Origin of the sequence: Streptomyces sp. Inha503 (assembly GCF_047215865.1) — a bacterium.
GTDB lineage: Bacteria > Actinomycetota > Actinomycetes > Streptomycetales > Streptomycetaceae > Streptomyces > Streptomyces lycopersici.
This window is the reverse complement of the sequence record NZ_CP178360.1, coordinates 4,482,068-4,495,137: the sequence shown is the minus strand read 5'-3', so window position 1 is coordinate 4,495,137 and position 13,070 is coordinate 4,482,068. Positions and strand designations below refer to the sequence as shown.

At 69.9% G+C, this 13,070-nt stretch carries 10 protein-coding genes and 1 pseudogene; 2 read left to right on the top strand and 9 right to left on the bottom strand.

The genetic code is table 11. From position 1 onward, the window contains the following. Positions 1–13: 13 nt before the first annotated feature. Positions 14–916: pseudogene (locus tag ACJX2R_RS18800) on the top strand (endonuclease); the annotation flags it as partial. 19 nt (positions 917–935) lie between these two features. Next, complete coding sequence (locus ACJX2R_RS18795) at positions 936–1,769, top strand: EI24 domain-containing protein (protein WP_413101072.1); 834 nt, start codon at positions 936–938, stop codon at positions 1,767–1,769. A 136-nt stretch (positions 1,770–1,905) separates the two neighbouring features. Here ACJX2R_RS18795 and ACJX2R_RS18790 read toward each other — a convergent pair whose 3' ends face one another. The 9 genes from ACJX2R_RS18790 to ACJX2R_RS18750 all read right to left on the bottom strand — a co-directional run bounded on the left by ACJX2R_RS18790 (position 1,906) and on the right by ACJX2R_RS18750 (position 13,062). Continuing rightward, positions 1,906–3,174: a pyroglutamyl peptidase gene (locus ACJX2R_RS18790; protein WP_413101071.1), complete on the bottom strand. Its 1,269-nt coding sequence runs from the start codon at positions 3,172–3,174 to the stop codon at positions 1,906–1,908. A 156-nt stretch (positions 3,175–3,330) separates the two neighbouring features. After that, positions 3,331–4,500: an aldose epimerase family protein gene (locus ACJX2R_RS18785; protein ID WP_413101070.1), complete on the bottom strand. Its 1,170-nt coding sequence runs from the start codon at positions 4,498–4,500 to the stop codon at positions 3,331–3,333. Between the two features lie 43 nt (positions 4,501–4,543). Further along, positions 4,544–5,776 (bottom strand): multiple monosaccharide ABC transporter permease, encoded by a 1,233-nt coding sequence (mmsB, locus tag ACJX2R_RS18780; RefSeq protein ID WP_413101069.1) that lies wholly within the window; start codon positions 5,774–5,776, stop codon positions 4,544–4,546. After that, entirely contained in the window at positions 5,773–7,335 is a 1,563-nt protein-coding gene (mmsA, locus tag ACJX2R_RS18775; RefSeq protein WP_262704089.1) for a multiple monosaccharide ABC transporter ATP-binding protein, read from the bottom strand. The genes mmsB and mmsA overlap by 4 nt, the downstream gene beginning before the upstream one ends. 14 nt (positions 7,336–7,349) lie before the next feature. Further along, positions 7,350–8,459, bottom strand: coding sequence for a multiple monosaccharide ABC transporter substrate-binding protein (chvE, locus tag ACJX2R_RS18770; protein WP_164428968.1), 1,110 nt, complete (start codon positions 8,457–8,459; stop codon positions 7,350–7,352). A 33-nt stretch (positions 8,460–8,492) separates the two neighbouring features. Continuing rightward, positions 8,493–9,482 (bottom strand): hypothetical protein, encoded by a 990-nt coding sequence (locus tag ACJX2R_RS18765; protein WP_413101068.1) that lies wholly within the window; start codon positions 9,480–9,482, stop codon positions 8,493–8,495. 214 nt (positions 9,483–9,696) lie between these two features. Further along, entirely contained in the window at positions 9,697–10,728 is a 1,032-nt protein-coding gene (locus ACJX2R_RS18760; RefSeq protein WP_262704087.1) for a zinc-dependent alcohol dehydrogenase, read from the bottom strand. After that, complete coding sequence (locus ACJX2R_RS18755; RefSeq protein ID WP_413101067.1) at positions 10,725–11,885, bottom strand: mandelate racemase/muconate lactonizing enzyme family protein; 1,161 nt, start codon at positions 11,883–11,885, stop codon at positions 10,725–10,727. The genes ACJX2R_RS18760 and ACJX2R_RS18755 overlap by 4 nt, the downstream gene beginning before the upstream one ends. A gap of 214 nt (positions 11,886–12,099) precedes the next feature. Beyond that, positions 12,100–13,062 (bottom strand): erythromycin esterase family protein, encoded by a 963-nt coding sequence (locus ACJX2R_RS18750; protein ID WP_413101066.1) that lies wholly within the window; start codon positions 13,060–13,062, stop codon positions 12,100–12,102. Between the last annotated feature and the right edge of the window lie 8 nt (positions 13,063–13,070).

Here is a 13,070-nt window from a genome sequence, read left to right as displayed (position 1 = left end):
AGAGGACATCTCCTTGAGACTCATCGCACGCTTAGCCGTCGCCGCCGCGGCGGCGCTCACCCTGTGCGCGACCGTCACGACATCCGGCGCCACGCCCGCGCTGGCGGACACCGGGACGCCGCAGGCCGCCTCGGGCACGTTCAATGTGCTCACCTACAACGTGGCGGGGCTCCCCGAGGGCCTGTCGTCCAGCCACCCCGCCAAGAACACCCCGCTGATATCGCCCCGGCTCGGGGCGTACGACATCGTCAACGTCCAGGAGGACTTCAACTACCACGCCGCGCTCTACGCCGGTGACGACCATCCGTACCGCACCCCCACCAGCGGCCCCGCCGTTTTCGGAGACGGTCTGAACACCCTCTCCGACCTGCCGTACGACGGCTTCGAGCGGGTGAAGTGGAAGCGGTGCAACGGCACCGACTGCCTCACCCCGAAGGGCTTCAGCTTCGCCCGGGTGCGGCTGGCCGAGGGCGCCTACCTCGACCTGTACAACCTGCACCCCAACGCGGGGACGACGGACGCCGACCTCGCCGCCCGCCGGGCCAACATCACCCAGCTCTCCGACTACATCGCCGCCCACTCCGCCGATAACGCGGTGCTCGTCATGGGCGACACCAACACCCGCTACACCCGCACCGCCGACAACATCCGCGACCTCACCACCCGCAACGGCCTCACCGACGCCTGGGTGGACCTCGTACGCGGCGGCTCGGCCCCGCCCGCCGGTTCCGACGCCCTCGTCTGCGACCCGGACAACGTCACCGACACCTGCGAGGTCGTGGACAAGGTCCTCTACCGCTCCGGCCCGCGGCTCTCCCTCACCGCCACCCGCTACCACAACGCGCACACGGCCTTCCTCGACGCCGACGGCAAACCGCTGTCCGACCACTATCCGCACACCGTCGACTTCAGCTGGCAGCAGTAGGCTTCGGCCCATGCGTGATCTTGTGAGTGGCTTCGGTTATCTGATGAAGGGGCAACGCTGGGCGGCCCGGCACGGGAGATGGTGGGGGTTCGGGATGATTCCCGCCCTGATCACCCTCGTCGGGTACGCGGCGGCGCTCGTCGCCCTCTTCTTCTGGACCGATGACGTCATCGCATGGGCCACGCCCTTCGCCGACGACTGGTCCTCACCCTGGCTCGGCGTCTTCCGCGGCGCGCTCTCGATCCTCTTCGCCGCCACCTGCCTCTTCCTCGCCATCATCACGTTCACGGCGGTCACGCTGCTGGTCGGCCAGCCCTTCTACGAGTCGCTCTCTGAAGCGGTCGACCGCTCCGAGGGCGGCGCGGTGCCCGAGTCCGGCATGTCGACCTGGGCGGAGCTGTGGATAGGGCTGCGCGAGGCCATCGCGCTGCTCATCCGCGTCACCCTCTGGAGCGTGCTGTTCTTCGCGCTCGGCTTCATCCCGGGGGTCGGCCAGACCGTGATCCCCGTCCTGGCCTTCTGCGTGACCGCCTTCTTCCTCACCGAGGAGCTGACGTCGATCGCCCTGCTGCGCCGCGGCGTCCTGCTGAAGGAGCGCCGCCGCATGCTGCGCTCCCGCCGCCTCCTCTCCCTCGGCTTCGGCGTCCCGCTGTCCGTCCTCTTCCTGATCCCGCTGGTCGCGGTCTTCCTGATGCCGGGCGCGGTCGCGGGCGCGACCCTGCTCGTACGCGACCTGAGGGGCGAGGACGACGAGCCCGCGCCCCCGCGGGGCGAGACGGCGGCGGACCCGGCGGGCGCCTTCAACGGTGCCAACGGCGTCAACGCCGGGTCGCAGGGGGCGTAGCGGCTATCCCGCGGCCTTGGGTTCGGGCCACCAGCCGACCCGCTCGACCGGGGTCGCGCCCGACGAGCAGTTGGGGAGCGCCGCGTCCGGCGAGCCTGGCCGCGATCCGACTGCCCAGCGGTCACGGCCCATCACCTCACGCCGTGGCCGCGACCACCGTGAGGATCGAGCGCACCTGGGCGGTGATGGCCTCGCGGTTGTGGACGAAGTCCGGGTCGGTGACCTGGCCCGTGGCGGGGTCGGTGTTGCCCGGGCCGAACTGGAGGACCGGGGTGTGGAGATGGCCGCCCGGGGCCTTCAGGCCGACCGCGTCGCGCAGCAGGGTGGCGCGGTAGGCGATCTCGTTGGAGAGGTAGTCGCCGCCACCGCCCGCGCGGGCCGTTGAGCCGGGGGTCGGGCCGTCCGGGCGGACCACGGGCGTGGTGCCGCCCGCCGGGATCTCGGTGACCTCGGTGTGGTCGTGGACGGGGACGGGTCCGGTGTTCGCCGCGACGATCTTCTCGTGGGGGAGGGTGGTCGTCGTCCACTGCGGCTGCGGGTGTGGGGTCGGCACACCGGCCGGGATGGGCACGGTCTCGGTGCGGGAGACGTTCGCGTTGTCCGGGTAGCCGCCCCGCCAGGCGCCGTTGGTGCGCTCGACGTCGAACCGGCCCACCCGGCCCTGGCTCACCGTCATAAAGGCGTCCACCCGGCGCGGGCCCGACCGGAAGGCGGGCAGCAGCGTCCGCTCGACCGTGCCGTCCGCGAAGTCCGCCCAGCGGACGGGGAAGACGGCCGTCTCGACGCGCGCCGGGCCGCTGTCCGTACGGATCGTCGTCCCGTCCAGCGCGAGCGCGGCCGCGCCGGAGGGGTTGGAGCGGCGGACGTCGGCGTCCAGCTGGAACGGGTCGAAGCCGGTGACCACGATGCGCTTGATGTTCGTACCGGCCGAGAGGTCGATCGAGTCCTGTCCGCGTGAGGTGCGCTCCAGCGTGTCGAGGAGCGCCGCGCGGCGGGCGTCGGTGAGCGGGAAGCCCGGCTGCCACTGGCCGAGCGCGCGGGTCATCCCGAGCCGCGCCCAGTACAGCGGCCGGTCGTCGTCCCGGCTGAGGTCCCCGCCCGCGGGCCCCCGGCCCTGAACGCGGTCCACGGCCCGCTTCCACAGATGCCCGCCTTCGCGTGCGATCACTCGCCCGGCCTCGGCGGGGGACCGTACGTCCGCCAGCGCGCGGGCGAAGTCCGGTGCCACGTCGTCGAACCCGCTCCGGCGCAGGATCTCCTGGGGCGCGGCCGCCTCGAGCCGCTGCTCCTCGACGGTGGGGGCGGCGGTCTCGGCTGCCGCCGTCGTCGGCGCGGCGAGGGCCAGAGGAGCGGCGGCGAGCAGGGCGGCGCCGAGCAGGGCGAGCCGGGGGCGTATCGGTCTCATGCGGGGGTCCTCTCGGGTAGGGAGTGGCGGATGACGGGGGCTCGTGCGGGGCCTGAGGCGGGGCCCGGGGAAACGACAACCCCTCCCGTCCCGAGCTCTTGAGCTCGGGACGGGAGGGGAACCGATGGACTACGGGGCCGTGCGCGGCGGAGCCGCTCAGCGGGTCGAGAACGAGTGCACCGTCGTCGACCGGTACGTCTGCCCCGGCCGCAGCACCGTCGAGGGGAACGACGGCTGGTTCGGCGAGTCCGGGAAGTGCTGGGTCTCCAGGGCGAAGGCGTCGCCCTGCCGGTAGACCCGCCCCGATGTGCCCGCGAACGTGCCGGTCAGGAAGTTGCCGGTGTAGAACTGCACACCGGGCTCGGTCGTGGCGATCCGCATCACCCGGCCGGACTCCGGCTCGGTCACCGTCAGGAAGTGCTCCGGACGGCTGGTGATGCCCTTGTCCAGCACGAAGTTGTGGTCGATCCCCTGCCCGTAGAGCACCTGCTGGTGCGACTCCCGGATGTCCCGGCCGATCTCCTTGGCGCGGCGGAAGTCGAACGGGGTCCCGGCCACCCTGGCGAGCTCGCCGGTGGGGATGAGGGTCTTGTCGACCGGGGTGTAGCGGCTGGCGGCGATCTCCAGACGGTGGTCGTAGACGGAGCCGCTGCCCTCCCCGGCCAGGTTGTAGTACGTGTGGTTGGTGAGGTTCACGACCGTCGCCTTGTCGGTCGTGGCCTCGTAGTCGATGCGGAAGTCGCCCGCCGCCGTGAGCGTGTAGTCCACCCGCACGGTGAGCGTGCCGGGGTAGCCCATCTCGCCGTCGGGGCTCACCCGGCGGAGGGTGAGCCCCACGTCCGCGCCCTTGCGGAACGGCTCCACGGACCAGACGCGCTTGTCGAAGCCCTTGTCGCCGCCGTGCAGGCTGTTCGGCCCGTCGTTGATCGGCAGCTGGTACTTCTTGCCGTCCAGCGTGAAGGTGCCGCGTGCGATGCGGTTGCCGTAGCGGCCGATGAGGGCGCCGAAGTACGGGCTGTCCGCCACATAGGAGTCCAGGTCGTCGAAGCCGAGCGACACATTGGCGCGGCGGCCGTGGCGGTCGGGGATCTCCAGGGCCTGCACGATGCCGCCGTAGCTGAGCACGCGCAGCCGGGTGCGGCCGTTCTCAATCGTCCAGCGGTCGACCCGGGTGCCGTCCGCGAGCGTGCCGAAGTGCTCCTTCACCGCGTCTCCCTTGCCCGCGGAGTCCCCTCCGCCTGCTGCGTGGGCGGTGCCGGTCGTGGCGGCCGAGGCCGCCAGTCCGGCCGCCGCCGCCGTGATCACCGTGCGTCTGCTCGTGGTCATATGCGGCTCCATAAGGCTCGATCCATGAGGGACAGCTGATGGGTTACGACCCGACCTTGCGCTTGTTCCAGACATCGAAGCCGACCGCGGCCAGCAGCACCAGACCCTTGATCACCTGCTGGTAGTCGGTACCGATGCCGACCAGCGACATACCGTTGTTGAGCACGCCGAGCACCAGACCACCGATGATCGCGCCGAGCACCGTGCCCACACCGCCGCTGGCCGAGGCGCCGCCGATGAACGCGGCGGCGATGGCCTCGAGCTCGAAGTTGAGGCCCGCACTGGGGGTTGCGGAGCCCAGCCGGGCGGCGAAGACCAGACCGGCGAGGGCGGACAGGATGCCCATGTTGACGAACACCATGAAGGTGACGCGCTTGTCCCGGACACCCGACAGCTTGGCCGCCGGCTGATTGCCGCCGAGGGCGTACACATGGCGCCCGATGACGGTGTTGCGCATCACGAAGCTGAAGATCACGAAGAGACCGGCGAGGATCAGCAGCCCGTACGGCGCGCCGTGCCAGCTGGACAGCGTCATGGTGAAGGCCATCACGGCGGCGACGATCGCGGCGCACTTGACGAAGAACAGCCCGAGCGGCGCCACGTCCAGCTCATAGGCCGCCCGCTGCTGCCTGCCCCGCCACTCCTGCCAGACGGCGGCGGCGCAGACGATGAGGCCGATCACCATGGTGGGGTTGTGGTACTGCGTGTACGGGCCCATCTCCGGGATGAAGCCGGTGCTCAGCTTCTCGAAGCCGTCGGGGAACGGCGACAGGGACTGGCCGTCCAGCAGGATCTGGGTGCCGCCGCGGAAGGCCAGCATTCCGGCCAGGGTGACGATGAAGGAGGGGATGCCGATGTACGCGATCCAAAAGCCCTGCCACGCACCCGCGGCCGCCCCGATGAGCAGGCAGAGGACGACCGCGAGGCCCCACGGCATATCGTGTTTGATCATCATCGCGCCGGCGGCCGCGCCGACGAAGGCGACGAGCGATCCGACCGACAGATCGATATGCCCCGCGATGATCACGATCATCATGCCGATCGCGAGGATGAGGATGTAGCCGTTCTGCTGCACCAGGCTGGTGACGTTGCCGGGCCGCAGCAGGATGTCGTCGGACCAGATCTGGAAGATGACGATGATCAGGGCGAGCGCGACCAGCATTCCGTACTGCCGCATATTGGACCGCAGGCCCTGGAGCAGCAACGTCCCGACGCTGGACGAGCCCTCGGCCGGCGGTGGGGCCGGGCTCTCGGTCTTCTGGGTGGCCGTGCTCATCCTTCGTCTCCTCTGTCCCTTGTCATATGGCGCATCAGGACTTCCTGGTTCGCCTCGTCCCGGGGGACCTCCCCGGTCAGCCGCCCGGCCGCCATCGTGTAGATCCGGTCGCACATCCCCAGCAGCTCGCCCAGCTCGGAGGAGATGAAGATGACGGCCTTGCCCTGGGCCGCCAGATCGTTGATGACCGTGTAGATCTCGTACTTGGCCCCGACGTCGATGCCGCGGGTCGGCTCGTCGAGGATCAGCACCTCCGGACCTGCGAAGATCCACTTACTGAGCACGACCTTCTGCTGGTTGCCGCCGCTGAGCCGGCCGACCCGCTCGAAGACCGTGGGTGCCTTGATGTTCATCGTCTTGCGGAACCGCTCGGCGACCCGGGACTCCTCGTGCTCGTTGACCAGACCGCGGCGCGCCACCTTGCCGAGCGAGGAGAGCGAGACATTGCGGCTGATGGTGTCCTCGAGGTTCAGCCCGTAGTGCTTGCGGTCCTCGGTGACGTACGCGATGCCGTGGTCGATGGCCTCCGGCACGGTACGGGTGCGGACCTCCTGGCCGTCGCGGAAGACCCGGCCGCCCGCGTAGCGGCCGTAGGTCCGGCCGAACACGCTCATCGCCAGCTCGGTGCGGCCCGCGCCCATCAGCCCGGCGATGCCCACGATCTCCCCGCGCCGGACATTCAGCGACACCCCGTCCACAACCTTGCGCTGCTGGTCGATGGGGTGGTGGACGGTCCAGTCCTCGACGGCCAGGGCCACCTCGGAGGCGTCCTCGCCCTCGTACGGGGTGCGGTCGGGGAAGCGGTGGTCGAGGTCGCGGCCGACCATGCCGCGGATGATGCGGTCCTCGGAGACCTCCGGTTCGGACTCCGGGGTCTCCCGGACCGACAGGGTCTCGATGGTCTGGCCGTCGCGCAGGATGGTGACGGAGTCGGCGACCTTGCGGATCTCGTTCAGCTTGTGGGAGATGATGATCGAGGAGATGCCCTGGGCCTTGAACTCCAGCAGCAGATCCAGGAGTTTGCCGCTGTCCTCGTCGTTCAGCGCCGCGGTCGGCTCGTCGAGGATGAGCAGCTTCACCTCCTTGGAGAGCGCCTTGGCGATCTCCACGAGCTGCTGCTTGCCCACGCCGATGTCGGCGATCCGGGTCTGCGGGGAATCCGTCAGACCCACCCGCTTCAGCAGCGCGGTGGCGTGCTTCAGGGTCTCGTTCCAGGAGATGAGACCGTGCCTGGCGTGCTCATTGCCGAGGAAGATGTTCTCGGCGATGGACAGGTAGGGGATCAGGGCCAGTTCCTGATGGATGATGACGATGCCGCGCTGTTCGCTCGCGCGGATGTCCTTGAACGCGCACGGCCGGCCCTCGAAGAGGATCTCGCCGTCGTAGCTGCCGTGCGGATGGACGCCGCTGACCACCTTCATCAGGGTGGACTTGCCGGCGCCGTTCTCCCCGCACAGGGCATGGATCTCGCCTTGGCGTACGCGGAGGTTGACATCGGAGAGCGCCTTGACACCGGGGAAGGTCTTGGTGATGGAGCGCAGTTCGAGAATGGTGCTCATAGCCCGGACCCGCCCTACTTGAGCTGCGACGCGGTGTAGTAACCCTGGTCCACCAGCACCTGGGTGTTGGACTTGTCGATGCTGACCGGGTTGAGCAGATAGGTCGGCACGACCTTCTTGCCGTTGTCGTACGACTTGGTGTCGTTGATCGGGGCCTTGCCGCCGGTCAGCTCCGCCTTGGCTATCCGCACGGTCGCCTTCGCCAGCTTGCGCAGGTCCTTGTAGATGGTCTGCGTCTGCTGGCCCCGGATGATGGACTTCACGGAGGCCAGCTCCGCGTCCTGGCCGGTCACCACCGGGAACGGCTTGGCCTTCGTGCCGTAGCCGGCGCTCTTGAGCGCCGAGAGGATGCCGATGGACATGCCGTCGTACGGCGAGAGGACGGCGTCGACGTCCTCGGTGCTGTACGACTTGTTGAGCAGGTCCTCCATGCGGTCCTGCGCCGCGCTTCCGCTCCACTTCTCGGTGTAGAGCTGGTTGAGGCTCTTCTGCTTGGAGCGGACGATCAGCTCACCCTTGTCCATGTACGGCTTGAGCACGCTCATGGCGCCCTTGTAGAAGTACCCGGTGTTGTTGTCGTCCGACGAGCCGGCGAACAGCTCGATGTTGAACGGGCCCTTGCGGCCCTTGGCCAGCCCCAGCTTGTCGACGATGTACTGGCCCTGGAGCCTGCCGACCTTCTCGTTGTCGAAGGTCGCGTAGTAGTCGACGTTCGGCGTGCCCAGCAGCAGCCGGTCGTAGGAGATCACCGGAATGTTGGCGTCATGGGCCTGCTTCAGGACGTCGTTGAGCGCCCCGCCGTTGATCGGCGCGATCACCAGCAGCCGGTGGCCCTTGGTGATCATGTTTTCGAGCTGGGCCACCTGGGTGCGGACGTCGTCCTCGCCGAACTGCAAGTCCGTCTTGTAGCCCGCCGCCTGGAACTGCTTGGCCACATTGCGGCCGTCGGTGATCCACCGCTCGGAGGACTTCGTCGGCATCGCGATGCCGATCGTGCCTCCCTTTTCCTTGGGCTTGTACCGGCTGCCGCCGACCGCCTCCTGGCCGCAGGCCGTGGCGGTCAGCGAGAGCGCGAGGAGGCCGGCGCCTATCGCCGCGGCTCGTGCTCCTCTTACCGTGCGCATGGTGTTGGGGTCCTTCCCTGGGGCGTCGTTGCTTCAGGAACTGGGGTGGTCCGCGTCGGCGGTGAAACGCCGCAGCGGACCCGGCAGCCGGGAGCCGAGCGGGGACATCCCGCCGTCCGCGCCCAGCCGGGTGAGCAGGTCGAGCACGAGCCGCCCGCGGCGCACCCGCTCACGGGCGCTGCCCAGCGCCACGTCGCGCAGCTGGGCGCCGTACGGGTAGATCCCCGGGGATTTGCTGAGCCCGAACTTCAGATAGATGGGGGCGCCGCGCCGGATCAGCTCCGCCGCGTCATAGAGCCGGACGTAGCCGCCGAGGTCGTCCGGTGCCTCGACGTAGAAGTCCATCGGGGCGCGGGAGACCCGGCGGATCTCGGTGAGGTGCTCCAGCGTCAGGTCCGAGGGGATGTTGATGGAGTCGGCCCCGAGCCGCTCGTACACCGCGAACGAGGCCGGGTTGACCGGGCCGACGAGCGCGGACAGCTTGAAGGTGGTGTCCGCGGGCAGCTCGCCGCTCGCCCGCAACTGGTTCAGCAGCCACAGCACCCCCTCGTCGGCCACCAGCAGGCACTTCACGCCCAGCGAGACCGCGCGCAGCGCGTCCTCCACACAGCCGGCCACCGCGTCATGGCCACGGGCGCGCAGCCCCCCGCCGCCGGAGTCGGAGCGGGTGGCGGCGCCGATGTCCCAGGTGCCGCGGGGGCCGGTGAACAGGCACAGCTCGGCGTTCCGCTCGGCGCAGCACTCCACCATCTCGGTGATCTCGGCATCGGTGAGCATCCAGACGCCGCTGCCCTGGCTGATCCGGTGGATCGGCACATCCAGCCGCCCGGCCTCCTTGAACACGGTGGCCAGCGCCTCCGGGCCCTCGACGGAGGGGATCTCGGTGCGCCAGGTGCCGCCGTCGGGGAAGGTGTGCGCGGAGGCGTCGGCGGGGTCGGGGGCGGGCGCGGCGTGGCCGAGCGACGCGAGGGCCGCGTCGGCGGGGCGGCGGGGGCCGGAAGAGGCGGGTGAGGCGGCGGTCACGGTGCTCCCTGTGGAGTGATGGCCGGTGGTTCGGCGTCCGGCTGGTGCTGCCCAGGACATCGTTGTCCTAGTGGGGCTGGGGTGATGACTAGAGACGGGCGGGAGGACTGGTGGAATGACTGGAGTCTGGTCCGAAAGGCTGGTGGGACGACCGGAGTCGGGGGCGGGAGGGTTGACGCGGCGAGGTTTGGCACAGCGCGGCTCGATCCATGGGCTAGTCGAGGCCGCGCGGACGCAGCAGCACCTTGCCGACGGCCGGATCGCCGCCGCCGACCAGCTCGATCGCCGAGGCGAAGTCGGTCAGCGGCAGCTCATGGGTGATCAGCGGGCGCAGGCTCAGCAGCCCGGCGTCGAAGACCCGTACGGCGTGCGACCAGGCGGCGGGCGGGGCCCCGAAGACGGTCTGCACCTCGATCTGGCGGACCACCAGATCGGTGGGGTCAAGACCCTCCGCGCCCGCCGCCGGGATGCCGGTGAGCACCAGCCGGCCGCCCCGGCGCAGCAGTGAGGCCGAGGTACGGGCGGCGGAGGCCGATCCGGCGGTCTCGATCACCACGTCATAGCCCGAGAGCTGGTCGGACAGCTGGTCCCGGGTGCGGAACTCGGTGCCGCCGAAGGACAGCGACAGCTGCTCCCGGTCCGGGCGGGTGCCCACCACCAGCAGCCGTGCGGGGGAGACGGCGGCGAGGAACTGCACGGCGATCATGCCGAGCGTGCCGGTGCCGACCACCGCGACCCGCTCACCGGGCTGGGTCCGGGCCTTGAGCGCGGCGGCGGCGACGCACGCGGCGGGCTCGAGCAGCGCGGCCGCGCCCAGGTCGGCGTCGTCGGACAGCGGGTGCAGCAGCCGGGCGGGCAGGGCCAGGGTGTCGGCCATCGCCCCGGGCTGGGTGAAGCCGGTCTCCTCGTACCCGGCCGTGCACAAGGTGGTGTCCCCGGCGTGACAGCGGTCGCACACCTGGCAGTTGCGGAACCCCTCGCCGACGACCTTACGGCCGACGAGCGCTTCCGGGACGCCCGCGCCGACCGCCTCGACCGTCCCGGACCACTCATGGCCGGGGGTGACGGGGTAGCGGACGTACCCCTCGGGCCGGTTGCCCTGGTACAGCTCGCGGTCGCTGCCGCAGATCCCGGAGGCGTGCACCCGCACCCGCGCGTCACCGGGGCCGGGCGCGGCCGCTTCGGCGGCGGTGCCGGTCTCGACGAGACGGAACGCGCCGGGGGCGTCGAGGACGAGCGCGGTCACTGCCGTCCGCCCTTCGGGTCACGCTTCTCCCAGCCCTCGGCCCACAGGTCGAAGCGGGCCTGCTGCTGGGGGAACTCGGCCGCCGCGTCGGTGTCCAGCTCCACGCCGAGACCGGGCTCGTGGGAGAGCTGGAAGTAGCCGTCCACGACCTGCGGGGCGCCCTTGACCACCTTCTTGATCTCCGCGTCGGCGAAGTCGTTGAAGTGCTCAAGGATCTTGAAGTTCGGGGTGCAGCCGGCGACCTGGAGCGACGCTGCGGTCAGCACCGAGCCGCCCACGTTGTGCGGGGCGATCAGGACGTAGTGGCTCTCGGCCGTAGCGGCCAGCTTGCGGGTCTCGCCGATGCCGCCGATATGGCCGACATCGGGCTGGATGATGTCGGCGGCCTGCGACTCGAACAGCTCGCGGAACTCGATCCGGTCGTGGATGCGCTCGCCCGTGGCGATCGGCAGCCGCGTCTTCTCCGCCACCTTCGCGAGCGCCTTGAGGTTCTCCGGCGGCACCGGCTCCTCCAGCCACGACGGGTGGAACCGCTCCAGCTCGCCCGCGATCCTCACGGCCGTCGCCGGGCTGAACCGCCCGTGCATCTCCACCAGCAGCTCGGTCTCCGGCCCGATCGCGTCCCGTACGGCCTCCACGAGGGAGAGCGAGTGCAGGGTCTCGGCGTGGTCCAGCTCGAAGTGGCCGGTGCCGAAGGGGTCCAGCTTCAGCGCCCGGTAGCCGCGCTCGACCACCGTGGAGGCCGCCTTGTGGAACGCCTCGGGGGTGCGCTCGACGGTGTACCAGCCGTTGGCGTACGCCTTGACCCGGTCCGTCACCTTTCCGCCGAGCAGCTGCCAGACGGGCACCCCGAGCGCCTTGCCCTTGATGTCCCAGCAGGCCATCTCCACACAGGCGATGCCGGACATCACGATCTCGCCCGCCCGGCCGTAGTCGCCGTACTTCATCCGCCGGACCAGGTCCTCCACCGCGAACGGGTCCGACCCGGCGAGGTGATTGGTCTCGGCCTCACGCAGATAGCCCAGCAGCGCATCGGTCCGCCCGAGCATGCGGGTCTCGCCGACGCCGGTGATCCCCTCGTCCGTATGGACCTGCACATAGGTGAGATTGCGCCAGGGGGTGCCGACGACATGCGTACTGATACCGGTGATGCGCACAGCAATCGACCCTTCGCGGTGTTCGATATTTCGTCACTCGTTCGAAATCTTGACGTGACGGTAGTGAGGGCCTATCGGGGGTGTCAATGGTTGTGCGTCGAATGAAGTTCGAACGTGACAACCCATCATGACCGATCAAGAACCATCATGACCGATCATTTCGCTGGGCGACATGGCTGCCGGAATGTTCGTTGGAGGCGCTGAGGTGCGGGGCTCAGTCCCTGGTGTGCGAGAGCAAACGGGCCGGGGTGACCTCTCGTACCTGGAGGACGGCATCGCACCAGTCCGCGAGCGATCCGCCGGAGAGGTGGTGGGCGGCATCGTCGGCCGGGTCGTAGTGGGGACCGAGCAGGCGTGTTCTGGTCGGCATGGTGAACCAGGCCCGCACGGCGGCCGGGCTGTCGGCGCGCGGGTCCAGGAGGTAGGCGTCCAGCGCGGTGCCTCCCAGGATCGCGTCAGCGAACTCCGCGGGCGGCTCCGGTACCGGACCGGGGGCCAAGCCGTGATGGAAGGTGAGGCCGATCGACACATAACCGGCTCCGAAGCGCTCACGGAGGTAACTGCCCGCGTTACGGTGCGTCATCGGCGGGGAGGAGGGCGAGACGGTCCGCGGGGTTCCGTTGACGGTGTGCGCGAGGCCACCCCAGTAGACGATCTTGTCCGCGGTGTGCTCGTGCCACCGGATCGTGTCCTCGGCCAGCCCCAGCTCGATGCGGGCGAGGCCGTCGGGCAGGGAGAGCTGGGCCAGGTGCTCCCGGGCGGTGGGGGCGGTGTCGACGAATCGGACCGGGTCATCGGGGTGGCGCCGGTTGAAGGAGCGCGTCCAGCGGACGACGTCGAGGATCTCCTCGGTCTGCCAGAACGACCTGGCCCCGGCCAGCAGCTCCCGGGGGTCGCCCGCCCCGGTGCCGATGTACTCGTCGAGGCCGACGCTCGACGGGTTGTCCCCCTCGAGCGCGAGCGAACGGAATCCCCGTTCCTCGACCAGCAGCCGGACGATCCGGTGCGAAAGGGCGCTGAGCTCATGGGACTGACGGGTCGAGGCGCCGATGGCCACGACCTTCGCGTCGCGCACGATGTCGAGCAGCGGCAGGAGATCGGTCAGCGGAGCCTCGGGATCCAGCGTGGTGAGGCGATGAGCGTGATCCTCGATCCATCGAGTCACCATCTCGGTCATGGCCGGAC